The sequence below is a fragment of the Nocardioides sp. 503 genome, assembly GCF_004522095.1.
Taxonomy (GTDB): domain Bacteria; phylum Actinomycetota; class Actinomycetes; order Propionibacteriales; family Nocardioidaceae; genus Nocardioides.
The window spans coordinates 222294-247446 of sequence record NZ_SPUI01000003.1; the positions used below are offsets into that span (position 1 = coordinate 222294).

The window sequence follows — 25153 nt, forward strand, 5'->3', positions numbered from 1 at the left end:
GTGCTCGCGTCGGCTCAGGTCGAGATGTCGGGGTAGGGCTGCTCGAAGTGGGCCAGCTTGGCGGCGTAGTCGAGCTGCATGCCCAGCGGCTCGTCGAAGTCGCGCTCGAACATCGCGATCCACAGCGTGAGCGTGAGGAACGGGTGGGCCCCCAGCTCGAAGAGCGCCACGTTGTCGTGCGTGGCCAGCGCCCGGCGCTCCTCGTCGGTGAAGGCCAGCCACGTGGTCTTCTCCGCCTCGATCGCGTTGAGGAGCCGGTTGGCCTCCTCCGCCTCCCACCAGGCGACGGTGCCGACGGGGTCCTCGCGGTAGCGCTCGGTGAGCTCGCGGTCCCGGTCGATGGTGAACAGGAACTTGTTGACGAGGTACTTGCTCATTCGGGGTCCCCTCGGAATCGTGGACTGGAGGAGCGAAGCGGGGGAAGGCCGCGATTGCGTGGGGTGTTCACGCGTCGACTCCGTTCGGGTACCAGGTGAAGTAGGCCTCCATGGTGTGGAAGAGGTCGAGGTGGTCGGCGTAGTCGGCCCGGTGGTAGCCGGCGATCCCCATCATCAGCATGAAGTCCATGAAGCCGTGGGTGGCGTTGCCCGGCGCGTGCAGGCTGTCGAGCGTCACGTCGGCCAGGCAGCCGTCGATGTCGCCGTTGGCGATCCACTCGACGGCCTTGGCGTCGAACTCCGGGTCCGGCCCGTGCGGCCCGAACTGGCGCGGCCCGCCGAGCTCGAGGGAGAGGTGGCCGGTGCCGATCACGGCGACGCGCAGGTGGCTGGGCCAGGCGTCGATGAGCTCGCGGATGGTCTGGCCGAACTTCACGAACCGCTCGGGTCGCGGCAGCGGCGGGGCGAAGATGTTGGTGTAGATCGGCACGATCGGCAGGTCGTTCTGGGGCCGCACCGTGAAGATCGGGCAGGTGATCGAGTGGTCGACGCGCAGCTCGTTGGAGAACGCCAGGTCGAAGCCCTTGTCGATGCCCTCGCGCAGCATGTACTCCGAGAGCCCCTCGTGGCCCTTGAAGAGCAGCTTGGGGAGCCCGAACTCCCGCATCTCGTTCTCCCAGTTGCCGTCGTAGAACGGCGCCTTGCCCACCAGGAACTGCGGCATGTTGTCCAGCCACAGCTGGTGGAAGTGGTCGGAGCCGACCATCACCAGCACGTCGGGGCGCATCCGCGTGAGCGTCTCTCGGTACGACGCCACCTTGCTCACCCACTCGGCGGCGAACGGCGGCGCCTCCTCCGGCGCCAGCTGGCTGGTCCGGTAGTAGAACGGGTGGTGGGTCGTGGCCAGGATCGCGACCAGCTTCGCCATCGTCAGCGGTTCCTCTCGGTGGGACTCGGGGTGGGACGCGACGTACAGGCGTCCGCTGTGCGGATGCGCAAGGGCAGAGGTCGCGGATCAGGCGTCCGCTGTGCGAACATGCTGCCATGGCAGGACGCGGACAGGGTGCCGACTTCGTGGAGGCGCTGGCGCGCGGGCTGGACGTGCTCACGTGCTTCGACGCGACCCGGCGCGAGATGAGCCTGAGCGAGATCGCCACGGCGACGGGGCTGGCCCGCCCCACCGCGCGCCGCCTGCTGCTGACGCTCGAGGAGCTGGGGTTCGTGCGCTCCGGCAAGGGCAGCTTCGCGCTGACCCCGCAGGTGCTCCGGCTCGGCTCGGCCTACGCCAGCTCGCTCGGCCTGTGGGAGATGGCGCGCCCGCACCTCGAGGACCTGGTGGTCCGCACCGGCGAGTCGTCGTCCATGTCGCAGCTCGACGGCGCCGACATCGTCTACGTCGCCCGCGCGGCCGTGCCGAAGATCATCGCGCTGCGCGTCGACATCGGCACGCTCTTCCCGGCCGTGCTCACCTCGCAGGGCAAGGTCCTGCTGGCCGCGCTGCCCGCCGAGGAGCGTGAGCGCGTGCTCGCGCTGCCGACGCGCTCCGGCCTCGTCCAGCCCGAGGTCGACCGCGACGCCCTGGAGACCGAGCTGCGCGCGGTGCGCGCCCGGGGCTGGGCGCTCGCCGACGAGGAGCTGGCGCGCGGCGTGCGGTCGATCGCCGTACCGGTGCGCGACGGCGAGGGCGCCGTGCGCGCCGCCATGAACGTCACCGTCCATGCCGCCGAGACCAGCGTCGAGACGCTCACCGGCACCTACCTGCCGCTGCTGCTCCAGGCCGCGGGCGAGATCTCCGCCGACTGGGCGCTGTGGCTCTCGCGGCCCATGACCGAGCCGACCCGGCGAGCCCACCCCTGACCTCATGACCACCCCGGCTCAGCGGTGGTGGTGCGTCGAGGAGTCGGCGTAGTCGGTGTAGGTGTAGGGGTTGTCGAGCACCTTGGACTCCGGGATGTCGGGGCTCATGCCGGCCAGCCACTCCTCCTCGCCCAGGGTGCTGCGCAGGTGCGAGATGGTGTCGTCGACCGCGGCGCGGGCCTTGGCCAGGTCGGCGTCGACCAGGCGGTGCTCGTGCTTCACGACGCGGCCGTTGACCAGGACCGTGTGCACGTCGCCGCGCTGGGCCTGGAAGACGACGTGGCCGTAGGGGTTGAGCACCGGGAACATCACCGGCGACGCGTCGTTCTTGACCAGCACCACGTCGGCCTTCTTGCCCACCTCCAGGCTGCCGACGACGTCACCGAGGCCGAGCGCCTCGGCGCCGCCCCGCGTCGCCCAGCCCACGACGTCGGCCGCGCGCAGGCCGATGTGGGTGACGGTCTCGTCCTTGGCGTGGGCCTCGTGGTGCTCGCGGGTGCGGTCCGAGGACAGCGTGGAGCGCATCGCCGAGAAGGCGTCGCCGCTCCACCAGACGCTGGTGTCGACCGAGAGCGAGATCGGCACGCCGTGCCGGCGCAGCGCCCAGCTCGACGGGTAGCCCTGGCCGCAGCTGGCCTCGCTCTCCGCCGAGACCGACGCGTGCCCGCCGGTGGCCGCGATGCGCTGGTAGGAGTCGTCGCTGAGGGTCGCGGCGTGGACGTAGACCGTCTCGGGCGTCATGAACCCGTGGTCGTGCATCAGCCGGATGCCGTCGTCGTTGGTGGCGCCCCAGACGCCGGCGTGGGTGGTGACGGGCGCGCCGAGGTCGCGGGCGACCTCGAAGGCCGCCTTCTCGGGGAACGCCGGGTCGCCGGTGACGTCGAAGGCCATCTGGAAGCCGAGCATGTCCGTGCGCTTCATGCGGCGCTCGACGAAGGAGCGGAAGTCCGGCGACGTCGCCCACTCCCACGGCCCGGCCTGGATGTTGCCGTAGGCGAGCACGAAGCGGCCCGGCACCTCCTCGAGGGCGTCGACGGCCGCCTCCGCGTGGTCGACGGTCTGCAGGTTGTGCGACCAGTCGACGCTGGTCGTCACTCCGGCCTCCAGTGCCTCGAGGCCGCTCAGCAGGTTGCCGGCGTAGATGTCCTGCGGGCGGAAGTGCTTGCCATGCTCCAGGTAGTTCCACACGAAGTACTGCGTGAGCGTCCAGTCGGCGCCGTAGCCGCGCAGCGCGGTCTGCCACATGTGGCGGTGGGTGTCGACCATGCCCGGCATCACGATCCCGCCGGTGGCGTCGATCTCGGCGGTGCCCTCGGGCACCTCGAGCTGCGGCCCCACGGCAGCGATGCTCTCGCCGACCACCAGGACGTCGGCGCCCTCCAGCACGGTGCGGCCCGCGTCCATGGTCAGGACCGTGCCGCCGCGGAAGACCACCGCGGGGGCGTCGGCGACGGCGCGCGTGTCGGTGCTGTGGGCCATGTCGGAACCTCCGTGCTCGCTGATGCGGACAGATGTCCGCAGGCGCTCACTTTTCTGTAACCCCCGTCACCCTGTCAAGGGCGAATTGGTCCGCTTGACACCCTCCCTGAGGCGGGTGAGAGTGGGCGGACAGTCGTCCGCAATCGAGGAGCCCCATGAGTGACACCGCCCGAGGACCCCTCGACGGGGTGCTCGTCGCCGACTTCTCGCGGGTCCTCGCCGGCCCCTACGCCACGATGCTGCTCGCCGACCTGGGCGCCGAGGTGGTCAAGGTCGAGAGCCCCGCCGGCGACGACACCCGCCACTGGGTCCCGCCCACCCGCGACGAGGTCGGCACCTACTACCTCGCGATCAACCGCAACAAGCGCTCGATCGTGCTCGACCTCAAGGACGACGACGACGTCGCGGTCGCCCACACGCTCTCGGAGCGCGCGGACGTCTTCATCCACAACTTCAAGCCCGGCGGGCTCGACCGCTTCGGGCTCGGCTACGACGACGTCGCGGCGCGCAACCCGGCCAGCGTCTACTGCTCGATCAGCGGCTTCGGCTCGGCCCAGGGCGCGTCCCTGCCGGGATACGACCTGCTGGTGCAGGGCATGTCGGGCCTGATGAGCCTGACCGGCAGCCCGGACGGGCCGGCCTACCGCGCGGGCATCTCGGTCTTCGACGTGATGACCGGGCTCAACTCCGTGATCGGGATCCTCGCGGCGCTGCGGCACCGTGACGCCACCGGCGAGGGCCAGCACGTCGAGACCAACCTGCTGTCCACGGCCCTGTCCTCGCTGGTCAACCAGACCTCGGCGTACGTCGCCGGCGGGGTCGTGCCGCACCGCATGGGCAACTCCCACCTCAGCCTGTTCCCCTACGAGCCGCTGGCCACGGGCGACGGCGACCTGATCGTGGTGGCCGGCAACGACGGGCAGTTCGCCCGGCTCGCCGGCGCGCTGGGGGTCCCCGAGCTCGTCGAGGACGAGCGCTTCTCCAGCGTGGGGCGGCGCAACGACCACCGCGAGGAGCTGCGCCCGCTGCTGCTCGAGGCCCTGTCGCGCCGGTCGGCGCAGGAGTGGTTCGACGTGCTGACCGAGGCCGGCGTGCCGTGCGGCCCCATCAACGACGTGCAGGGCGGCGTGGAGCTGGGCGAGCGGCTCGGCCTCGAGCCGGTGGTGCTCGCCGGCGACGTGCCGACCGTGCGCAACCCGATCCGGATGAGCGCCAGCCCGGCGCGCTACGACCTGCCGCCGCCGGGGCTGGACGAGCACGGCGACGAGATCCGGGCCTGGCTCGCTGAGCCGTCGAAGCCGTCCGACGCGACCTCCTGACCACCACCGAGCCGAAGGGGCCACCGATGTCCGCCACTCCCCCGCCCAGCAGCACGCCCAGCTTCCCCACGTCCCTGGGCACCTCGGACCTCACCAGCATGTCGCTGATGGGTCACGACGTGACCGAGGAGCTGATGGGCAACGTCTCGTTCGGAGAGCTGGCCTACTGGCTGATCACCCTCGAGCGCCCGACCAAGCAGCAGAGCCGGCTGTTCGAGGCGGTGCTGCTGGGCCTTGCCGACCACGGCTTCACGCCCACCGCGATCGCGACCCGGGTCACCTTCCTCAGCGCGCCCGACTCCATCCAGGGCGCCCTCGCAGCGGGGCTGCTCGGCGGTGGGTCCCGCTTCCTGGGGGTCACCGAGGACACCGGTCGCTTCCTGGGCGACGTGCTCGCGGGGCTGGACCGGCTGCCCGAGGACGAGGCCGGCTGGGACGAGGTGGCGCTCGGCGCCGTGCGCGCGCAGCGCGAGAAGGGCGCCTTCGTGCCCGGTCTGGGCCACCCCGTGCACAAGGACGGCGACCCGCGGACCCCGCGGCTGGTGCAGATCGCCCACGAGGAGGGCCTCTACGGCGCCCACCTGGCGCTCTTCGAGGCCATCGGCCGCACCCACGAGCAGGTCCTGGGCAAGCGGCTGCCGCTCAACGGCGCCGGCGTCAGCGGCGCCGCGCTCGCCGACCTCGGCATCCCCCAGGAGCTGCTGCGCGGCACGGTCCTGCTGGCCCGGTGCGCGGGGCTGCTCGGCCACATCGCCGAGGAGATCCGCAGCCCGGGCGTCGCGGCCGAGATCTACCGCACCGTCGACCGCAACGCGGTCTACGTCGACCCGGCGGCGCAGGCGTGAGCACCGTGCGCGCGGCGCTCGTCGACGTCTGCGGCCAGCCGCCGGTCGTGGGCGAGCGTCCCGCGCCGCAGGCCGGTCCCGGGCAGGCGCTCGTGCGCACCGTGACCGCGCCGATCACGCCACTCGACCTGCTGTGCGCGAGCGGGACGTCGTACTTCGGCGAGCCGGCCACGCCCTACGTGCCGGGCGTCCAGGGCGTCGGCGTCGTGGAGTCCTCCTCCACCGTGCCAGTCGGCACGTCGGTGTGGTTCCCGACGTCCGCCGGGATGGCGCCGGGAGACGGCAGCATCGCCGAGCGCGTGGTCGTGGCGGAGTCCGAGCTGGTCGTGCTCTCCGGCACCGTCGACGAGCAGCACCTGGCCGCGCTCGGCCTGTCCGCGATCGCCGCCTGGACCGCGCTGCTGCTGCGCGGGGCGCTGGAGGCCGGCGAGCGGGTGCTGGTCCTGGGCTCGAGCGGGGTCGTCGGCACGGTCGCCCTGCAGGCCGCACGGCTGCACGGGGCGGGGGCCGTCTGGGGGGCGGCCCTCGAGCCCGGCGCCCGGCAGGCCGCAACCGAGCTCGGGGCCGACGGGTTCGTGCAGCTGGAGCGCGACGACAGCGCCGAGGACCTGGCCGAGCGGATGCGCGACATCGTGGGCGAGGTCGACCTCGTGCTCGACCCGCTCTGCGGAGTGCCGGCCACCGCCGCGCTGAGCTGCCTGGCCCCGCACGGCCGCCTGGTCAACCTCGGCAGCAGCGCCGGGCCGACGGCGACGTTCGCCTCGGCACACCTGCGCAGCGGGCCGCGCACGATCCTGGGCTACACCAACAACGACCTGACGGCCGAGCAGCGCGCGGGCGCCATGGCCGCCATCGAGGAGCACGCCGCCGCGGGGCGGCTGGCGGTGCCCTACGAGGTCTTCGGCCTCCACCAGGTCGGCGAGGCCTGGACCCGCCAGGCCGCGGGCGAGGTCCACGGCCGCGCGGTCATCGACCTGCGGCAGTGAGCCTCAGGCGCGGGTGAGGAACGTCAGCAGGTCCTGACGGGTCAGCACGCCCACGGGCTTGCCGTCCTCCTGCACGAGCACCGCGTCGGCCGACCCGAGCAGGGTGGCGGCGTCGCGGGCGTCCTCGGTCGAGCCGATCGTCGGCAACGGCGGGGACATGTGGTCCTCGACCGGGTCGGTGAGCCGCGCGGTGCCGGCGTAGAGCGCGTCGAGGAGGGTGCGCTCGGAGACCGAGCCTGCCACCTCGGCCGCCACGATGGGCGGCTCGGCGCGCACGACGGGCATCTGCGAGACGCCGTACTCCTGGAGGATGTGGACCGCCTCGGCGATGGTCTCGCTCGGGTGGGTGTGCACGAGCTCGGGCAGTCGCTCCGACTTGCCGCGCAGCACCTCCCCCACCGTCTGGGCGGCGGTCTTCTGGCCGCTGTCGAAGCCGTACTGGGCGAGCCACTCGTCGTTGAACACCTTGGTGAGGTAGCCGCGGCCCGAGTCGGGCAGCAGCACCACGATCACCGCGCCCTCGCCCTCGGGGGTGCCGGCGATCTCGTGGGCGAGCTGCTTCGCGGCGTACGCCGCCATGCCGGACGAGCCGCCGACTAGCAGCGCCTCCTCGCGGGCCAGCCGGCGGGTGAACGCGAAGGAGTCGGCGTCGGAGACCTCGATGACCCGGTCGGCGACCGTGCGGTCGTAGGTGTCGGGCCAGAAGTCCTCGCCGACTCCCTCGACGAGGTAGGGGCGGCCGCTGCCGCCGGAGTAGACCGAGCCCGCCGGGTCGGCGCCGATCACCTTGATGTCGGGGTTCTGCTCCTTGAGGTATCGCCCCACGCCGGTGATGGTGCCGCCGGTGCCCATGCCCGTGACGAAGTGCGTGATGCGGCCCTCGGTCTGCGCCCAGATCTCGGGGCCGGTGGTCTCGTAGTGCGAGCGCGGGTTGTGGACGTTGGCGTACTGGTTGGGCTTCCAGGCGCCCGGCTGCGAGCTCAGGCGGTCGGAGACGTTGTAGTAGGAGTCGGGGTGCTCGGGTGCCACGGCGGTCGGGCAGACCACGACCTCGGCGCCGTAGGCCTTGAGGACGTTGCGCTTGTCCTCGCTGACCTTGTCGGGGCACACGAAGATGCATTTGTAGCCCTTCGCCTGCGCCACCATCGCCAGGCCCACGCCGGTGTTGCCCGAGGTCGGCTCGACGATGGTGCCGCCGGGCTGGAGCTCGCCCGAGGCCTCGGCAGCCTCGATCATCCGGGTGGCGATGCGGTCCTTCACCGACCCGCCCGGGTTGAGGTACTCGATCTTCGCGAGCACCAGGGGCCCCGTGGGGACGCCGCCGGCGTCCTCGGTGTCCGCCCCTCCCGGCAGGTCCAGGGTGCGCGAGAGGCGCAACAGCGGGGTGTTGCCGATCAGGTCGAGGAGAGAGTTCACATACTGCACACGTCCAACATAGAGCGCTTGCGTAGACTCACCTACGTGGGGAGAGCCGGTGCTGCCAGAAAGCTGGCTGCCGCCGCGGCATACGGCGGTGGCGGCCTGTCCGTGCTCGGCGGCGGGCTGTACGCCGTCCTGGCCGCCGAGGCCAAGCTCGCCCGCAAGGCGATCGGGCGCACCAGCGGCGCCCCGCCCGACGCGACCGGGTGGTACGGCCGAGGCCGTCCCGGCCCCGCCCTCAAGATCGCGCTGCTGGGTGACTCGAGTGCCGCCGGCTACGGCGTCGGCGACGTCACCGAGACGCCGGGCGCCGTCCTCGCCAACGGCCTGGCCGAGTACGCCGAGCGCCGGGTCTACCTGCGCGCGTTCTGCGTCGTGGGCGCCAAGTCCTCCCAGCTCGACGACCAGATCGACAAGGCGCTGACGATCGAGCCCGACGTCGCCGTCATCCTCGTCGGCGCCAACGACGTCACCCACAAGATGCTGCCGTCGGAGTCGGTGCGCCACCTCTCCGAGGGCGTACGTCGCCTGGTCGACGCCGGCGTCCAGGTCATCGTCGGCACCTGCCCGGACCTCGGCACGGTCAAGCCGATCGGCCCTCCGCTCAAGCAGATCGCCCGCACCTGGTCACGCCGGCTGGCCGCCGCCCAGACGATCGCGGTGATCAACGAGGGCGGGCGCACCGTGTCGCTCGCGGCGGTGCTCGGCAAGGAGTTCGCGGCGGCTCCGTCGCTGCTCTTCGGGCCCGACCAGTTCCACCCCTCCGCCCACGGCTACCGCGCCCTGGCGACGGTGCTGCTGCCGTCCGTGCTCGCCGCCCTCGGGCTGGCCCCGGACGACGAGGAGCACCCGGAGGCCTACCGCGGCGAGGGCGTGATGCCGGTCGCGACGGCCGCGGTCCAGGCCGTGCAGACCCCCGGCACCGAGCTCGACGGCACCGAGGTGGCCGGCAACCGCCTCGGCGTGCGCGGCCTGTGGGTCGAGCTGCGCCACCGCCGCCGCCGCCCGCAGGCCAAGGGCGAGGCCCCGGTCCCCGACGCCGAGGCCGAGGCCGCCGTCACGGGTCCGACGACCTCGTAGCCTCGGCCACACCTCGGGCACGGCAAAGGCCCCGGGGAGAACCCCGGGGCCCTTGGCGTTGTCGGCCGAGCGCGTCGACCGCCCGCTCAGTCCTGGCTGAAGAACGCCAGGATGCGGAGCAGGTTCGTGTAGATCCAGACGAGGCTCACGGTCATCGCGAACGCGGCTCGCCACGACTCGCGCTCGGGGAGCCGGTTGGCCACACCCTGCTCGACGAAGTCGAAGTCCATGATCAGCATGAACACACCGAGCACGAGGCCAGCGACGGCCGTGACCATGCCCAGGCCGCTGACGCCGAACAGGCCGATCTCGGCACCGAAGAGGCTCAGGACGAACTCCATCAGGCTGAGGCCGATCATGCCGAAGACCGCGGCGACGACGAACTTGCGGAACTTGTCGCCCACCTTGATGTTGAGCACCTTGTAGGCGGTCAGCGTGCCGGCGAAGGCGGCGAAGGTGCCGATGACGGCCCCGGAGACGACTCCGTCACCGAACTGGGCGTCGAAGAACTTGCTCAGCGCACCGAGGGCCACGCCCTCGAGCACGCAGAACGCCAGGACCAGGGCCGGGCTGATGACCCGCTTGAACGAGTTGACCATGGAGAGGGCGAAGGCGCCCAGGCTGCCGATGGTCATGGCAGCCATGAGGCCGCCGAGGTCCTCGTTGGTCGTGCTCGGGGTGATCTCGGGCGTGAGGATCCACGTCGCCAGGGCGGCGACGATCACGACACCCAGCGAGATCGCGGTCTTCTGGACCACCGAGTCGATGGTCATGGGGCCCGACGACGCGGGTGCCTGCGTCGGCGTCTCGGGCGAGCCGGGCTGGCCGGTACCCCAGGCCGCGGGGTCGGTGCCGTAGCCCTGGTAGCTCGAGCCGTTGCCGGCGTAGGTCTGGTTGCCGTAGGCGTTCGCGTTGGCGTTGCCGCCGCGCTGGAACTCCTCCGAGCGGTTGAACACCGGGTTGTTGCTCTGCATTGGTCTCCTCCTTGGAGGCCTGGTCACCGTCTCCGTGACGGCTGGACCCTGTCTAGACCCCCAGTCTAGGGGTCGTCACCGGTTCCAACGCCTGCGCGGGCCGCGACGTTCCCGCCGTACCTGAGAGATGGGTGTGAATCCGCCCGTCAGCGGCGCCGCGCCAGCACGACCGTGTCGGTGACGGTCACGGGTCCGTCGTCGGTCGGGTGGTCACGGGTCGGTACGTCGGCGACGAGGACCTCCCAGTCGGCCTCGGGCAGCGCCGCGGTCACGCGGTCCGGCGTGAACAGCAGGTCGGGCCCGTGCGGCTTGCGGACGCCGGTCTCGAGGTCCGCCGGGTGGTGCCCGACCACGAGCAGGTGGCCGCCGGGCCGCACGGCCGCGCCCATCCGCTGCGTCAGCTCGGCGAAGCGGTCGACCGGCGGGTGGAAGAACTGGACCGACACCAGGTCCATGTCACCCGGCAGCTCGCCGCCACCCATCAGGTCGACCCGCTCCCAGGCCACCTTGTCCTCCACCCCGGCACCCTCGGCGTGCTCGGCCGCGCGCAGCAGCGCCACCTCGGACACGTCGACGCCGGTGGCCTGCCAGCCCTGCTGCGCCAGCCAGACCACGTCCGCGCCCTCCCCGCACCCGATGTCGAGGGCACGCCCCGGCGTCAGGTCGGCGACGTGCTCGACCAGCCGGGGGTTGGGGTTGCCGCTCCAGATGCGCTCGGACTCGGCGTAGCGCGCGTCCCAGGTCTCCTGGCTGTACATCGTCGCGAGGTCGACCTCGTGGTGTTCGTGGCTCATGCCCACACTCTGCCTCTTCAGGTCGACCTGAAGGCAAGCCGACAGTCGGCCCTCACTCCCGCTTGTGGAAGGAGACCTTGCCGCCGGGGTGGTGGGCCAAGGGGTGGTGGCGGGGGCAGAGGAGGCCGCCGCGCTCGGCGGAGGTGCTGCCGCCTTGCGACCAGGGGTCGAGGTGGTGGGCGTGACACCAGGCCGAAGGACGATCGCAGCCCAGGGTGATGCAGCCACCGTCTCGCACTGCCATCGCGATCCTCTGGGCCTTGCTGTGCAGCCGTCTCTTGCGGCCGAGGTCGAGGATCTCCGACCTCCCGCCGAGGACGACGGGGATGACACCGGCCTCGCAGGCCATGCGGCGGGCCAGGCCGGGGCTGATGCGGGTGCCGGTGTCGAGCTGGGCTGCCTCGAGTCCGCCCAGGAGGGTCTCCAGGGACATGGTCACCACGACGGTCGCGTCCATCCCGCCGGCCTGGGGCAGCTTGTTGGTCGGGTAGCGGTCGATGTAGTCGATGAGCGCGAGGCCCATGCCGTGGGGGGTGGCGCCTTGACCGCCGGCCTTGGGGGCGGCGAGGGCCTGGGCCGCCTTGCGGAGCTTGTCGGCGGCGTGGGTGGGGATCGAGAACCGGCCGTGGGTGGTGCCCTGGCCGTCGTCGTGCATCGTGAGGCGGGCCTTGGCCTGGGCCTTGTGCTCCTGGGCCTCGAGCTGGCGGGTCTCCTCGGCCTCGCCGATCTCGGGGGCGACGACCTCGAGGGCGTGCCGGCCCAGGACGCGCAGCCGCTGGGCGTCGAAGTGCGCCGCCTCGGCGAGCAGGTGGTCCCGGACCTGGACCTTGACCTCTGCTCCGACGTCGTCGGGCAGCGCGTCGACGGCTTCGACGACCACCTTCGCCTGGTCGGCGAGGATGTGGCCCTTGGCGAGGCTCTCCTCGACCGGGGCGTGGCCGTGGAGGGCCTTGGCGAGCTTCATCCTGGACGCGGCGTCGCGCTGGGTCAGGTGGGTCTGGTGGGCCCAGTAGGCCGCGGTCGAGGTGGCGCCCTGGGCGGCGCCGACCTCACACCGGTCGGCGTGGGAGGCCAGGCGGAGCTCGAGGTCGGCGGCCTGGGCGTTGAGGCGGGTGGTCTCAACCAGGGTGGTGGCGGCCTCCTCGGGGGTCATGGACCACAGCGCGGCCTCGTTGAGCTCGGCGAGCTCGGCCCGCAGGCGCGCCACCTTCTGTGCCACGGGGTGGCTCGGCGGGTGGGTGGCGCGGCTGCTCATGTCCTCACCCAAGCAGCCGCCACCGACAGTGAGGGGCCGAGAAGGCCGGTTATCCACAGGGTGTGGAGGGTAAGTGGCTATCTTTCTCTGATTTTGCTTTCGGCCCTGGGGTGGGGTCGACCTCGTGGGTTGAGGAGGTTGCGCAGCAACCGTCGCGAAACCCCGCCCGAACGCCTGCCTCGGCTCACGGGGTCTCGACGGGCGCTCGTCGCTGACGCTCCTCACTGCTCGACCACCGGAAGGATGGATGCGAGGTCAGCGGAGGAGGCGCCTCAGGAGGGCGACCACCAGCACGGCCCCGAGAGCCTGCTTCCAGTAGGTCTTGAGGAGGATCGGGACGACGGCGGCGCCGAGGTCCAGGGAGTCGTCGGTGGGTGGCGCGACGGAGGCCGGTCGTGGCGGGGTCGGCGGTGGGACGGGGGCGGCAGTGGCGGCGGCCGCCTCGTCGGCGAGCGGGGTCGGCTCGTCGGCGAGCTCCGCGGCAGCCTCCGGCTCCGCGGCCGGGGAGAGGCGCTGCTCGAGGCAGGCCACGAACTGGCCGAGCAGCTTGTCCGAGACGTCCTGCATGACGCCGCGGCCGAACTGCGCCGGCTTGCCCGTGATGTTGAGATCGGTGACGACCTCGACGTCCGTGGCGCCGGAGGCGTCGGTCATCGTGCAGGTGACGACCGCGCCGGCGGTGCCGTTGCCGCGCTTGTCCTTGCCCTTGGCGTCGACGACGAAGCGGTGCGCCGTCTCGTCCTTCTCCAGGAAGGTCCCCGAGCCGTTGTAGACCAGGGCGATCGGGCCGAGCTTGACCTTGCAGGAGCCCTGGAAGGTGTCGCCCTCCACCGAGGAGACGGTCGCGCCCGGGAAGCACTCCGCCACCGACGCGATGTCCTGGAAGTGCGACCAGGTCTCCTCGACGCCGGTCGGGACGGTGAACCGGTGGGTCAGGTCCATCAGGTGGTCCCGGCCGCGGACAGCACTGCCCGACGTACGAGCACGGTGGCCAGGTGCGCGCGGTACGCCGCCTCGCCGTTGAGGTCCGAGGGCGGGTTGGTGCCCTCGGCCGCATGGGCCGCGGCGGCGCGCACGGCGTCCTCGGTGGCCGGCTGCCCGACGAGGGCCGCCTCCACCGCACGGGCCCGCAGGGGGGTCGAGCCCATGTTGGTGAGGCCGATGCGCGCCTCCGCGATCGTGCCGCCCTCGACGCGGACGGTCGCCGCGACCGCGACGATCGGCCACTGGTGGGCGACCCGCACGAACTTCTCGTACGTCGCCCCCCAGCCGGTGTGCTTGGGCACCCGGATCTCCGTGAGGATCTCGTCCTCGCCGATGGCGGTCTCGAAGAGGTCGACGAAGAAGTCGTCGGCCGCGACGGTGCGGGTGCCCGCGGGCCCGGCGATCACGAACTGCGCCTCGAGGGCCAGCGCCGGCGCGCCGAGGTCGCCCGCAGGGTCGGCGTGGGCGAGGGCGCCGCCGAACGTGCCGCGGTGCCGGATCTGGTGGTCGGCGAGGTGCTCGACGGCCTTGGAGATCAGCGTCGCGTGCTCGGCGACCAGCGGGTCGTGCTCGACGACGGAGTGCTGGGTCATCGCGCCGATGACGAGGGCGTCACCGTCGTCGCGGATGCCGCGCAGGCTGTGGATCTTGCCGAGGTCGATGACGACCTCGGGCGCGTTGAGCCGCATCCGGAGGACGGGGAGCAGGCTCTGCCCCCCGGCCAGGATCTTGGCGTCGTCGCCGTGCTGGCCGAGGGCGGCGAGCGCCTCCTCGACCGTGGTCGGGGCGAGGTAGTCGAACGGTGCGGGGATCATCAGTTGCCTCCACTCGTGCGGTCCACGGTGCCGTCCATGCCGGTCGACTCGTCGAAGTGCGGTGCGGCGGCGCCGACCGTCTCGGCCTGCGCACCACCTCGCGCGTCGTTGATGGCCTTCCACACCCGCTCGGGCGTGCAGGGCATCCGGACGTCGGTGACGCCCAGGTGTCGCACGGCGTCCACGACGGCGTTGACGACCGCCGGGGTCGAGGCGATCGTGCCGGCCTCGCCGACTCCCTTGGTGCCGAGCGTGTTGGTCGTCGCGGGCGAGGTCGTGTGGTCGAGGTCGAAGCTGATCGTGTCGGCCGCCGTCGGCAGCAGGTAGTCGACGAACGAGCCCGTCACCAGCGTGCCGGAGTCGTCGTAGACCGCCTCCTCCCACAGGGCTTGCGCGATGCCCTGCACCAGCCCGCCGTGCAGCTGCCCGGAGACGATCAGCGGGTTGATGATGTTGCCGATGTCGTCGCAGGCGGCGTACTTGCGCATCGTCACCTCCCCGGTCTCGGTGTCCACCTCCATCGCGCAGAGGTGCGTGCCGTGGGGGTAGTTGAAGTTCACCGGGTCGAAGGTCGCGTCGGAGTCGAGCGACGGCTCGACGCCGTCGGGCAGGTTGTGCGCGGCGAACGTCGCCAGCGCGATCTCCGCCATCGCCAGCCCCTGGTCGGTGCCCTTGACCGAGAACCGTCCGGCGTTGAACTCGATGTCGTCGACCGAGGCCTCGAGCAGGTGCGCCGCAATCGGCTTGGCCTTCTCGATGACCTTGTCGGCGGCCTTGACGATCGCCTCCCCACCGACGACCAGCGAGCGCGAGCCGTAGGTGTCGAGACCCTTGTGGCTGACCATGGTGTCGCCGTGCAGCACCTCGACGTCCTCGAAGGCGACGCCGAGCCGGTCGGCCACGATCTGGCTGAACGCCGTCTCGTGGCCCTGACCGTGGGCGGACGCTCCGGTGAGCACCTCGACCTTGCCGGTGGGCAGCATCCGCACGCTCGCGTGCTCCCAGCCGCCGGCGCCGTAGTCGAGCGAGCCCAGGACCCGCGACGGCGCCAAGCCGCACATCTCCGTGAAGGTCGAGACGCCGATCCCGAGCTGGACCTGGTCCCCCGCGTCTCGGCGCCGCTTCTGCTCGGCCCGCAGCTCGTCGTACCCGAAGAGCTCCTTGGCGCGCGCGGTGGCGGCCTCGTAGTTGCCGGAGTCGTACTCCAGCCCGGCCACCGTCGTGAACGGGAACTCCTCGTGCTTGATCCAGTTCTTCTCGCGGACCTCGAACGGGTCGACGCCGAGCTCGGCGGCGAGCTCGTCCATGATCCGCTCGATGGCGTACGTCGCCTCCGGCCGTCCGGCGCCGCGGTAGGCGTCGGTCCAGGTCTTGTTGGTGAGGACCGTCTGACAGTTGAACTGGTAGGCCGGGAACTTGTAGATCGCGTTGAACATGAACGCGCCGAGCACCGGCACGCCGCCGCCCACCAGCGACACGTGGGAGCCCAGGTCGGCCAGCAGCTCGACCTTGAAGCCGGTCACCGTGCCGTCCTTCTCCGCCGAGAGCGTGAGCTTCTGCCACTGGTCGCGTCCGTGGTGGGCCGCCATCAGCGACTCCGAGCGGGTCTCGGTGTACTTCACCGGCTTGCCGACCTGGCGGGCCACCAGGAAGGTGATGAACTCCTCCGGCGTGGTCTGCAGCTTGCCGCCGAAGCCGCCGCCGACGTCCGGGGCGATGACGCGGATCTTGGACTCCGACACCCCGGTCACCGCGGCCAGCAGGAACTTCAGGATGTGCGGGATCTGGGTGGAGGACCACATCGTGATCTGCTCGCCGGTCGGGTCGACCACGGTCGACCGCGGCTCCATGAAGGCGGGGATCAGCCGCTGCTGGCGGTACTCGCGCTCGATCACGATGCCGTCCGTGCGCGCCTTGGCGATGGCCTGGTCGACGTTGCCGCCGGTGCCGGCCTCCTCGGAGTCGAACCTCCAGAACGCCGACTTGTTGGTGCCGAGCTCGGGGTGCGCGAGCACCTTGTCCTCCGCCGCCTCCTTGAGGTCGAGCGCGGCCGGCAGCTCGTCGTAGTCGATGTCGACGAGCTCTGCCGCGTCGCGGGCCTCGGCGGCGGAACGGGCCACGATGACCGCCACGATCTCGCCCGCGAAGACGACACGGTCGACGGCGATCGGCGGGTGGTTGGGCGTGACCTGGTCGGGGGTGATCGGCCAGGCGTTGGGCAGGCCGCCCTGCTCGTCGGCGACGTCGGCGCCGGTGATGACGCGGACGACGTTGGGCGAGGCCTCGGCCGCCGACTTGTCGATGTTCGTGATCGTCGCGTGGGCGAACGGGCTGCGCACCATCGCGAGGTGCAGCATGCCGGGCAGCGTCAGGTTGTCGGTCCAGCGCGTGCGGCCGGTGATCAGCCGCTGGTCCTCCTTGCGGCGCCGGTCCTTGCCGATCTCGAGCGTCGAGTCGGGCGCGGTCTGGGTCATCTCGTCCTCGGTGAGGGTCACTGGGCACCTCCCTGCGCGGCCGCGTGCTGCACGGACTTCACGATGTTGTGGTAGCCGGTGCAGCGGCACAGGTTGCCCTCGAGGCCGACCCGGATCTCCTGCTCGGTGGGGTGCGGGTTCTCCTTGAGGAGGTCCACGCTCTGCATGATCATCCCTGGCGTGCAGAAGCCGCACTGGAGGCCGTGGCACTCCCGGAAGGACTTCTGGACCTGGTGCAGCTCACCGTCCTGGGCCAGGCCCTCGATGGTGGTCACCTCGGACCCGTCCGCCTGCACGGCGAGCACGTTGCACGACTTCACGCTCGTGCCGTCCAGGTGCACGGTGCACGCCCCGCAGTTGCTGGTGTCGCAGCCGATGACCGTCCCGGTCTTCCCGAGCTTCTCGCGCAGGTACTGCACCAGCAGCATCCGGGGTTCGACGTCGTCGGAGACCTTCGATCCGTCGACGGTCAGGTTGATCCGGGTCATGGACGACTCCCTCGAGCGTGGGTGTGGTGACCTGGGTCACGCTAGGGACGCTCGGTTGGCGGAAGGTAGGTCCGTGGTCGCGGGCCCGGCGGGCGTGAGGTTCTGGGCCTTTACCGGCGCTTCTGGGGCAGAGTTCTGGCCCGGAGGCGCCGGGTTTTCAGCATCTGCTGAAAACCCTGCTCAGCGCGCAGCGACCGCCAGCCGGCCCTTGAGCAGCGGGACGGCGGGGTGGGTGGTGCCGGCCAGGCGGGCGAGGCAGACCTCGATCACCTGGCTGTCGTACGGCGCCAGCTCGCTGTAGCGGACCACGGCGTCGGGGACCGGGTCGACGAGCAGCGCCTCGCGGACCGCGACCGCGACGTACTCGGCGAGGTCGCCGAGCGCGGGCGAGTTGGTGCCGGGGAGCAGGTCGCCGCCGTAGGCGTCGACGGCCGCGGCGACGTGGCCACCGCGGAGCAGGGCGAGGACGTGCTCGACGTCGGTGGCGACCGGCATCAGCAGCCGGTAGGGGCGCGAGGAGAGCTGGCCGCCGAGGGCGGCCCGCAGGTGGGAGACCTCAGCCTTGAGCGTGGAGAAGGTGACGGCCTGGTCGCCGTAGACCAGGGCGTGCAGCTGCTCGAGCGAGAGGCCCTCGGGGTGGAGGGCGAGCAGGGCGAGGACCTCGGTCTGGCGGCGGTTGAGCAGCAGCCGCTGGCCGTCGAGGCGCACCTCTGCGGTGCCGAGCAGGGTCATCACCAGGCCCGGGTCCTGGGTGAGGTCGTCGGCCAGCGCGGAGGGGTGCTGCGACGACTTCGGCAGCGCCGACTCGATCAGGCGCGCCATCACGCGGGCAGTGGCGAGGCCGATGGGGTGGGTGCGGTCCCAGGTGGTCGACAGGTCCAGGACGCCGAGCTGCAGACCGGTGGCCGGGTCGACGACCGGCGCGGCCCAGCACACCCAGTTGTGGACGATCGAGGCGTAGTGCTCGGCGCTGAACACCATCGACGGCTCGCCCAGCCGGTTGGCGAGGTCGAGGGCGTTGGTCCCCATCGACTGGTCGTCCCAGCGCCCGCCGGCCACGAAGTTGACGGTCTCGGCCTTGCGGCGCATCACCCGACCGCCGTAGGTCCACAGGATGCGGGTCTCGGCGTCGGTGACGGCGAGCACGAGGTCGCCGTCCTCGGCCGTGCGGCGCAGCTCGGCCTCGACGTTCTCGACCGCCGCCTGCAGCGGCGAGTCCTTCCAGATCGAAGCCGTCTCGTCCTCGTCGGCGAGCGGCGCCTCGGTGACGTCGGGCGTGATCGCGGCCGTGGAGCGGGTCCAGCTGGTCAGGATCTCGGGCCGTACGACGGGCTCGGCCAGGTCGCCGCTCTCGACGAACGTGGTCCAGGCGCGCATCGCCTCACGCTTGCGGTCGCGCAGGTCACCGCGGCCCATGGCTACCCCCGTTCCTGGTGTGGCGCCAACGTAGCACCGGCGCGGTGACGTGGGTCACACACGCATCAGCGCCCTCGCACGGTCAGCGCAGGCGGCGGCGCAGGAACTGGATCGTGCGGTCCATCGAGCGCTGCCAGTCGAAGGTGAACGCGTGCGCCTCGCCCTCGTAGACCTCGAGCCGGCTGTCCACGCCGGCTCGCCGCATCGCGTTCTGCGTGTCGAGGGCCCAGGGGAACGGGCACACCTCGTCGGTGTCGGCGTGGTGCGCCAGGACCGGTTCGGTGATGCGGTCGAAGTAGCGCCGGGCGGAGAGTCCGGCGTAGACCTCGGGCGACCCCTCAGGGCTGCCGAGCTCGTCGTAGAGGGCCGCGACCTCGTCGGGGCGCTCGGGCTCGGCGAAGTGGCGCACGTTGTCGAGGTAGCGCGAGGACACCGAGGCGTAGATGACGGCGGCGTCGACGAGCCCGGGCGCGACGACGAGCGCGTTCATGGTGACGCCGCCGCCCATCGAGCGCCCCAGCATCGCCATCCGGTCCTCGTCGACGTACGGCTCGCGCTCCAGCGCCAGCACGGCGTGGATCGCGTCGCGCGTGTAGCCCAGCCGCGTCTCGCGCGACAGCGGGCTGGCGGGGTCGGAGCCGGCGTGGCCGCGGTAGTCGGTGTGCAGCACCGCGAACCCGGCATCGGCCAGGGCGACCTGCTCGCGGGCGAGGCCCTGACCGCTGGTGTAGACCGACGGCTCGATGTAGCCGTGGTTGAGGACGATCCCGGGGAACGGTCCGCGACCGCGCGGGCGCAGCAGGATGCCGGACACGGTCACGTCGCCGCTGCGGTAGGTGACCTCGTTGCGGGTGTAGCGGTCGGTCTCCTCGATGACGTCGCCGTAGCGGACCCGGCTCGGCCGGAACTCCTCGCGCATCAGGCCGGGTAGCGAGCGGGGGCCGGTGACCGGCGGCAGGGTGTCCTCCGGCGCCGGTGGCACGGAGGGGGCCGAGGTGCTCGGCGGCGACGGGGTGGCGGACGGGCTCGTGCTCGGCGACTCCTCGGACGGTTGGAGCCCGCGCTCCTCGGTGTCGGTGCTGCACGCGGCAAGCGGCAGCAGCAGGACCAGGGCGAGCCAACCGGCCGAGCGCCTCATGGCGCGTGGTCGATGTCGCGGTGGATGCGGCCGCCGGTGGCGGCCAGGCGCTCGCCGCTGCCACCCCAGCGGCCGGCGATGATCTCCGCGGCGATGCTGATCGCCGTCTCCTCGGGAGTGCGCGCGCCGAGGTCGAGGCCGATCGGGCTGGAGAGCCGCGCCAGCTCGACGTCGGTGAGGCCGACCTCCTGCAGGCGGGCGATCCGGTCGTCGTGGGTACGGCGCGAGCCCATGGCGCCGACGTAGGCGACCTCCGGCAGCCGCAGGGCGACCTCGAGGAGCGGCACGTCGAACTTGGGGTCGTGGGTGAGGACCGTGATCACGGTCCGCCCGTCGAGGCGGCCCGCCGCCTGCTCGGCCTGGAGGTAGCGGTGCGGCCAGTCGACGACCACCTCGTGGGCGTCGGGGAAGCGGCTGGTGGTGGCGAAGACGGGGCGGGCGTCGCAGACGGTGACCTGGTAGCCCAGGAAGCCGCCGACCCGCGCGACCGCGGCGGCGAAGTCGATGGCACCGAACACCAGCAGCCGCGGCTTGGGGGCGAAGGCCCAGACGAAGACCCGCATGCCCTCGCCGCGGCGCTCGCCGTCGGCGCCGTAGGTGAGGGTCGCGTTGGTGCCGGACGCGAGCAGCCCGAGGGCGTCGTCGTGCACCGCGTCGTCGGCGCGCGACGAGCCGAGGCCGCCGGTGCAGTCGGCCCGGTCGGCGCGCACGACCATCCGGCGCCCGATCCGCTCGGGGTCGGGGTGGTCGATGACCGTGGCCAGCGCGACCGGCGTGCCGGCCTCGATGTCGGCGGCGAGGTCGCCGAGGTCGGGGAAGGTCTCGCGCGAGACCTTCTCGACGAAGACGTCGAGGATGCCCCCGCACGTCAGGCCGACCGCGAAGGCATCGTCGTCGCTGACGCCGTAGCGCTCCAGGACGGGCTCGCCCGAGGTGACCACCGACTGGGCGAGGTCGTAGACCGCGCCCTCCACGCAGCCGCCGGAGACCGAGCCGACGGCCGCGCCGTCGCCCAGCACCAGCATCGAGGCGCCGGGCGGGCGGGGTGCGGAGCGGAACGTCGCCACGACGGTGCCGACGCCGACCTCCTCGCCGGCCTCCCAGCGCTTCATCAGGTCCTCGAGGACGTCACGCACGGGCCACCACCTCCAGGACCTCCGCGAACGTCGCCAGCGAGTGGCCGGCGACGAAGTCGTCCACGTGCGGCAGGACCGCGAGCACGCCCTGCTGCACGGGCTCGTAGCCCTCCTTGCCGCGGTGGGGGTTGACCCACACGACCCGGTGGGCGACCCGGCGCAGGCGCGCCATCTGCGCCCCCAGCAGGGCGGCGTCGCCGCGCTCCCAGCCGTCGCTGAACACCACGACGACGGCGCCGCGGGCCATGCCGCGTCGGCCCCAGCGGTCGAGGAACACCTGCAGGGTCTCCCCCAGGCGGGTGCCGCCCGACCAGTCGGGGACGGCCTCGCCTGCGGCGACGAGCGCCCGCTCGGCGTCGCGGTTGTGCAGGGCGCGCGTGAGGTGGGTCAGGCGGGTGCCGACCGTGAACGTCTCCACGACGCCGGGCCCCTGCGAGATCCGGTGGGCGAGGCGCAGCAGCGCGTCGGCGTAGCCGTTCATCGAGCCGGACACGTCGACCAGGAGCACGACCCGCCGCGGCCGCACGGCCCGGCGCCGCCACTCGATCACCGCCGGCTCCCCGAGCCTGCGCAGGCTGGCCCGCAGCGTGCGGGAGGCGTCGACCTGGCCGCGGTGCCAGCCCCGGTGCCGCGCCGTACGGCGGACCGGTGCGCGCGGGCGCAGCGTGGCGAACATGGCGTCGAGGCGGTGCTTCTCGGCCGCCGAGAGGGTGGCCACGTCGCGCTGGCGCAGCACCTCGGCGGCGCTGGCGCGCGCGTGGACGGTCTCCTCGGCGGCCTCGCCGGAGCCGGAGGTCTCGTCGGCCGGCAGGTCGGAGAAGGACGGCACCGACGGCGAGGCGGGCCGCGGACGGGGCAGGCCGTCGCGGGCGTTGAACCACGCGGTGAAGACCTGGTCGTAGCGGACGAGGTCGTCCGGGGAGCCGCAGAGGGTGGCCCGCCCTGCTGTGTAGGTGGCGCGCTGGTCGTCGACGCCGACGATCGAGACGGCCTCGACGAAGGTCTGGGCACGGTCCTGGGTGACCGGGACCCCGGCCGCGCGCAGCGCGCGGGTGAACCCGACGAGCACCTCGTCGACCTCGTGGCGGACCGGGCTCATGCGCGCAGCATCTGGTCGAGCGCCTGGCGGACCCGCTCGGTGTCCTCGCGGTACTTCACCAGCGCTCCGAGCGTGCGCGCGGCCGACGCCAGGTCCAGCTCCACGGTGCCGAGGTGGTGCAGCGCCCGCGCCCAGTCGAGCGTCTCCGCCACGCCCGGCGGCTTCTCCAGGTCGTGGCGGTCGCGCAGCTGCTGCACGACGGTGGCGACCTGGCGGGCCAGCAGCGCGGGCACCTCGGGGGCGCGGGAGCGCAGGATCTCGACCTCGCGCTCGAGACCGGGGTGGTCGATCCAGTGGTAGAGGCAGCGCCGCTTGAGGGCGTCGTGCAGCTCGCGGGTGCGGTTGGAGGTGAGCACCACGATGGGCGGAGTGGCGGCCTTGACGGTGCCGAGCTCGGGGATGCTCACCTGGTAGGTGGACAGCACCTCCAGCAGGAACGCCTCGAACTCGTCGTCGGCACGGTCCACCTCGTCGACCAGCAGCACGGCCGGGCTCTGCTGCAGCGCGGCGAGCACCGGGCGCGCGAGCAGGAAGCGCTCGTCGTAGAGGCTCTTCTCGGCCTCCTCGACGTCGGCGCCGCCGGCGGCCTCGAGGGCGCGCAGGTGCAGGATCTGGCGCGGGAAGTCCCAGTCGTAGAGCGCCTGGGTGGCGTCGATGCCCTCGTAGCACTGGAGGCGGACGAGCGGCAGCCCGAGGCTCTCGGCGATCGCCTCGGCGAGCGCGGTCTTGCCCGTGCCGGGCTCGCCCTCGAGCAGCAGCGGGCGCTCCATGCGCAGCGCCAGGAACGCGACCGTCGCCAGGGAGTCGTCGCAGAGATAGCCGGTCTCGCCGAGCTGCGCGGCGAGGGCGTGGGCGGACGCGGACTCCATGACCCGAATCTAGCCGGGGAGGCGTTGGCCGCGGGTTGGCGTGGCCTCAGGACCGGGACGGCAGACTGGAGGCATGGGCGAGGAGACCGACGCGCGGCTGGAGGCCACGATCCTCGACCTGCTGTCGCGTCGTGCGCCGGGCGCGACGATCTGCCCCTCCGACGCCGCCCGCGCCGTCGGGCCGGAGGACGGCTGGCGCGACCTGATGGAGCCGACCAGGCGCGCCGCCCAGCGGCTCGTGGACGCCGGCGAGGTCGACGTCACCCAGGGCGGCGAGGTCGTGGACCTGGCGACGGCCCGTGGGCCGGTGCGGATCCGGCGGCGCTAGCGCGAGTCGACGTCGCGGCCCGTGGCGAGGTCGCCGCACTCGACGGCCCGGGCGCCCGCCGAGGCGAGGTAGTCGCGGGCGCCGTGGTCGCCGGCCGCGGACTCGCGCACGGCCGGCCAGTGGGCCCGCCCGAGGAGGACGGGGTGGCCCGGCCTGCCGTCGTAGGACGCGCGGGCGAGGTCGCCCGGCCCCGCGCCGGCGGCGACCACACGCCGTACGACCTCGGGGGTGACGTCGGGCAGGTCGACGAGCAGCACCACGGCGGCGTCGGCGTCGGCGGGGAGCGCAGCGAGCCCGGCGCGCAGCGAGGCCGACATCCCCTCGGCCCAGTCGGCGGCGATCGCGACGTCGACGCCCAGACCGTCGAGCAGCCGCATCGCCTCGTCGGCCGCGGCGCCGAGCACGACCGTCACGTCGTCGCAGCCGCCGTCGCGCAGCACCTGCACGCCGCGGGCCAGCCAGGACTCCTCGCCGTCGTGGACCAGCGCCTTGGGCATCCCCATGCGGCTGCCGGCGCCGGCCGCGAGCAGCAGGCCGGCGGTGCTCACCCGGGGAACGCCTCGACGTAGAGCGCCTCCAGGTCGGGGCTGAACGGCCCGCTGAAGCCGCACACGGTGACCTGGCCGTCGTTGGCGCTGACGAGGTAGCGCTGGCCCTCCTCGAACGACACGGCGCCGACCAGGGCCGTCATCAGCTCGGGCGGAGCCTCGACCTCGACGCTGTCGGTCGGCTCGCCGGCGTAGAAGCGGTCGGGCACGATCGTGACCCGGTCGGCGGCGACCGAGGCGACCGTGCCCGAGAAGGCGACCTGCGCGGTGGACAGCAGCTCGGCGTTGGGCACCATGCACTTGGCGTTCGCGGCGGCGGGAGCACCGAGCTCGGTGACGGTGGGCGACGTGGTCGTGGCACCTTCCGACGCCGAGCTGCTGCCCGTCGCCGAGGGCACGTCGTCGGACTCGGGGTCGTTGCCGAGCAGGCTGAACACGCCGACCCCGGCGATGAGGACGGCGGCGGCCGCGACCACCCAGGTGAGGGGGCCGCGGCGGCGGGCTGTGCGGCCGGGGGCGCCGGGGCCCGTGCCGGGGCCGGTGCTTTCGGTGGACGTGTCGGTGAGGTCGGTGTTCATGGTGTCCTCCAGGAGTCGGGCCACCCGGGCGGGGTCCGCCGGGGTCAGGTCGGACGCCGGGTCGATCGCCCGGAGTCGCTGCTGCAGCTCGTCGTCGTTCACGGTGTCCTTCCTTCCGTCGACTCCTCATGTCCGGACGCGGTCGCGTCCTTTCGCATGATCTCTTTCAGCTTCTCGCGGGCGCGGTGCAGGCGGATGCTCACCGCGTTGGGCGTCAGGTCCATGACGCCGGCGATCTCGGAGGGGGTCAGCTGCTCCCACGCCCACAGGCGGATGAGCTCGGCCTCGGTGTCGGTCAGCCGGACCAGCGCCGCGTGCAGCCGGTCGTCGCCGTCGTGGCCGTCGGGGCCGCCCGGTCCGGGGCTGGTCTCGGCGGGCGGGTCCACGGTCGCGACCTTGGCGGCCAGACGGCCCTGACGGCGCGCGGAGCGCTGCGCGTTGGCCAGGCAGTGGCGGGCGACGCCGTACGCCCAGGGCAGCGCGGCATCGGCGGGTACGTCGTCGAGGCGCCGCCAGCACACCAGCAGGGTCTCGCTCAGCACGTCCTCGGCGGTCGCTGCGTCGGTGCGCCGGGCCAGGAAGCGCCGCAGCGGCTCCACGAGCTCGGGCGCCAGGGCCTCGAACCGCGCGCGCCGCTCCGTCGCCCGAGAGTCGTCGTTCGCCACGCCCCCACCCTCACACGCCCCGCCGACGCCCCGCACCCCGACGGCCCGCCAGCACCCGCCGTACGCGCCGTGGCGGCGCCGTAGTGGCACTGTCGCCCCACCCGCCCCACTGCCCGTACGGAACTCACGCTTCCGGTGTGAAACTTCGTACCGGAAGCGTGAGTTTCACCGGGTACCCGGTGAAACTCCTCGCCGTTCCCGCCCCCGATCAACCCACCGTGTTTCAGCAC

Annotated in this window: 25 protein-coding genes; 6 read left to right on the plus strand and 19 right to left on the minus strand. The window is 72.6% G+C overall.

The window, feature by feature from the left end; all coding sequences use genetic code 11:
* Positions 1-14: 14 nt before the first annotated feature.
* Together E4622_RS08410 and E4622_RS08415 are read right to left on the minus strand one after the other, a co-directional pair.
* Positions 15-377: a hypothetical protein gene (locus tag E4622_RS08410; protein ID WP_134739771.1), complete on the minus strand. Its 363-nt coding sequence runs from the start codon at positions 375-377 to the stop codon at positions 15-17.
* A gap of 67 nt (positions 378-444) precedes the next feature.
* Positions 445-1305 (minus strand): extradiol ring-cleavage dioxygenase, encoded by an 861-nt coding sequence (locus E4622_RS08415; RefSeq protein WP_134739772.1) that lies wholly within the window; start codon positions 1303-1305, stop codon positions 445-447.
* A gap of 116 nt (positions 1306-1421) precedes the next feature.
* Between E4622_RS08415 and E4622_RS08420 the strand changes: the two genes are divergently transcribed.
* The gene (locus E4622_RS08420; protein WP_134739773.1) at positions 1422-2234 is read left to right on the plus strand and encodes an IclR family transcriptional regulator C-terminal domain-containing protein; all 813 of its coding nucleotides are present in this window, start codon (positions 1422-1424) and stop codon (positions 2232-2234) included.
* An 18-nt stretch (positions 2235-2252) separates the two neighbouring features.
* Here E4622_RS08420 and E4622_RS08425 read toward each other — a convergent pair whose 3' ends face one another.
* The gene (locus E4622_RS08425; RefSeq protein WP_134739774.1) at positions 2253-3713 is read right to left on the minus strand and encodes an amidohydrolase family protein; all 1461 of its coding nucleotides are present in this window, start codon (positions 3711-3713) and stop codon (positions 2253-2255) included.
* Positions 3714-3868: 155 nt separating this feature from the next.
* Here E4622_RS08425 and E4622_RS08430 point away from each other — a divergent pair, with 155 nt between their 5' ends.
* The 3 genes from E4622_RS08430 to E4622_RS08440 are packed head-to-tail and all read left to right on the plus strand — an operon-like array spanning position 3869 to position 6863.
* A complete protein-coding gene (locus E4622_RS08430; RefSeq protein WP_134739775.1) occupies positions 3869-5032 on the plus strand; it encodes a CoA transferase in 1164 nt (387 codons plus the stop codon).
* 26 nt (positions 5033-5058) lie between these two features.
* Complete coding sequence (locus E4622_RS08435; RefSeq protein ID WP_134739776.1) at positions 5059-5877, plus strand: citryl-CoA lyase; 819 nt, start codon at positions 5059-5061, stop codon at positions 5875-5877.
* Complete coding sequence (locus tag E4622_RS08440; protein WP_209021844.1) at positions 5874-6863, plus strand: zinc-binding dehydrogenase; 990 nt, start codon at positions 5874-5876, stop codon at positions 6861-6863. The genes E4622_RS08435 and E4622_RS08440 overlap by 4 nt, the downstream gene beginning before the upstream one ends.
* A 3-nt stretch (positions 6864-6866) precedes the next feature.
* Here the strand turns inward: E4622_RS08440 and E4622_RS08445 are convergent, their stop codons facing one another.
* Positions 6867-8288 carry a cystathionine beta-synthase gene (locus E4622_RS08445; protein WP_134739777.1) on the minus strand — a complete coding sequence of 474 codons (1422 nt, stop codon included), beginning with the start codon at positions 8286-8288 and terminating at the stop codon, positions 6867-6869.
* A 36-nt stretch (positions 8289-8324) separates the two neighbouring features.
* On the opposite strand from E4622_RS08445, the gene E4622_RS08450 reads away from it, so the two are divergent.
* Complete coding sequence (locus E4622_RS08450) at positions 8325-9362, plus strand: SGNH/GDSL hydrolase family protein (RefSeq protein WP_134739778.1); 1038 nt, start codon at positions 8325-8327, stop codon at positions 9360-9362.
* Between the two features lie 86 nt (positions 9363-9448).
* Here the strand turns inward: E4622_RS08450 and E4622_RS08455 are convergent, their stop codons facing one another.
* From E4622_RS08455 to E4622_RS08510, 12 genes are all read right to left on the minus strand, one after another.
* Entirely contained in the window at positions 9449-10336 is an 888-nt protein-coding gene (locus tag E4622_RS08455) for a Bax inhibitor-1/YccA family protein (protein WP_134739779.1), read from the minus strand.
* Between the two features lie 146 nt (positions 10337-10482).
* On the minus strand, positions 10483-11130 hold the full coding sequence (locus tag E4622_RS08460) for a class I SAM-dependent methyltransferase (protein WP_134739780.1): 648 nt from the start codon (positions 11128-11130) through the stop codon (positions 10483-10485).
* Positions 11131-11182: 52 nt separating this feature from the next.
* Complete coding sequence (locus E4622_RS08465) at positions 11183-12385, minus strand: HNH endonuclease signature motif containing protein (RefSeq protein ID WP_134739781.1); 1203 nt, start codon at positions 12383-12385, stop codon at positions 11183-11185.
* Between the two features lie 255 nt (positions 12386-12640).
* Positions 12641-13327 carry an SRPBCC family protein gene (locus E4622_RS08470; RefSeq protein ID WP_134739782.1) on the minus strand — a complete coding sequence of 229 codons (687 nt, stop codon included), beginning with the start codon at positions 13325-13327 and terminating at the stop codon, positions 12641-12643.
* Complete coding sequence (locus E4622_RS08475) at positions 13327-14184, minus strand: xanthine dehydrogenase family protein subunit M (protein ID WP_134739783.1); 858 nt, start codon at positions 14182-14184, stop codon at positions 13327-13329. The genes E4622_RS08470 and E4622_RS08475 overlap by 1 nt, the downstream gene beginning before the upstream one ends.
* A complete protein-coding gene (locus E4622_RS08480) occupies positions 14184-16679 on the minus strand; it encodes a xanthine dehydrogenase family protein molybdopterin-binding subunit (RefSeq protein WP_245155950.1) in 2496 nt (831 codons plus the stop codon). The genes E4622_RS08475 and E4622_RS08480 overlap by 1 nt, the downstream gene beginning before the upstream one ends.
* Positions 16676-17146: a (2Fe-2S)-binding protein gene (locus tag E4622_RS08485; RefSeq protein WP_134739784.1), complete on the minus strand. Its 471-nt coding sequence runs from the start codon at positions 17144-17146 to the stop codon at positions 16676-16678. Before E4622_RS08485 ends, E4622_RS08480 begins: the two co-directional genes overlap by 4 nt.
* 180 nt (positions 17147-17326) lie before the next feature.
* Complete coding sequence (locus tag E4622_RS08490) at positions 17327-18562, minus strand: transcriptional regulator (protein WP_134739785.1); 1236 nt, start codon at positions 18560-18562, stop codon at positions 17327-17329.
* An 82-nt stretch (positions 18563-18644) separates the two neighbouring features.
* Positions 18645-19700, minus strand: coding sequence for an alpha/beta fold hydrolase (locus E4622_RS08495; protein ID WP_134739786.1), 1056 nt, complete (start codon positions 19698-19700; stop codon positions 18645-18647).
* On the minus strand, positions 19697-20836 hold the full coding sequence (locus E4622_RS08500) for an XdhC/CoxI family protein (protein WP_134739787.1): 1140 nt from the start codon (positions 20834-20836) through the stop codon (positions 19697-19699). Before E4622_RS08500 ends, E4622_RS08495 begins: the two co-directional genes overlap by 4 nt.
* Positions 20829-21935 (minus strand): VWA domain-containing protein, encoded by a 1107-nt coding sequence (locus tag E4622_RS08505; RefSeq protein WP_134739788.1) that lies wholly within the window; start codon positions 21933-21935, stop codon positions 20829-20831. The genes E4622_RS08500 and E4622_RS08505 overlap by 8 nt, the downstream gene beginning before the upstream one ends.
* The gene (locus tag E4622_RS08510; protein WP_134739789.1) at positions 21932-22804 is read right to left on the minus strand and encodes a MoxR family ATPase; all 873 of its coding nucleotides are present in this window, start codon (positions 22802-22804) and stop codon (positions 21932-21934) included. Before E4622_RS08510 ends, E4622_RS08505 begins: the two co-directional genes overlap by 4 nt.
* A 73-nt stretch (positions 22805-22877) precedes the next feature.
* On the opposite strand from E4622_RS08510, the gene E4622_RS08515 reads away from it, so the two are divergent.
* Positions 22878-23132 carry a DUF3253 domain-containing protein gene (locus E4622_RS08515; protein ID WP_134739790.1) on the plus strand — a complete coding sequence of 85 codons (255 nt, stop codon included), beginning with the start codon at positions 22878-22880 and terminating at the stop codon, positions 23130-23132.
* Here E4622_RS08515 and E4622_RS23115 read toward each other — a convergent pair.
* From E4622_RS23115 to E4622_RS08525, 3 genes are read right to left on the minus strand one after another with little or no spacing between them, the layout of a single operon-like run.
* On the minus strand, positions 23129-23680 hold the full coding sequence (locus tag E4622_RS23115; protein ID WP_167736019.1) for a nucleotidyltransferase family protein: 552 nt from the start codon (positions 23678-23680) through the stop codon (positions 23129-23131). The two genes, E4622_RS08515 and E4622_RS23115, sit on opposite strands and share 4 nt — an antisense overlap.
* Positions 23677-24360, minus strand: a complete 684-nt coding sequence (locus E4622_RS23120) for a hypothetical protein (protein ID WP_167736020.1) — start codon at positions 24358-24360, stop codon at positions 23677-23679. The genes E4622_RS23115 and E4622_RS23120 overlap by 4 nt, the downstream gene beginning before the upstream one ends.
* A complete protein-coding gene (locus tag E4622_RS08525) occupies positions 24357-24923 on the minus strand; it encodes a sigma-70 family RNA polymerase sigma factor (protein WP_134739791.1) in 567 nt (188 codons plus the stop codon). The genes E4622_RS23120 and E4622_RS08525 overlap by 4 nt, the downstream gene beginning before the upstream one ends.
* Positions 24924-25153 lie beyond the last annotated feature (230 nt).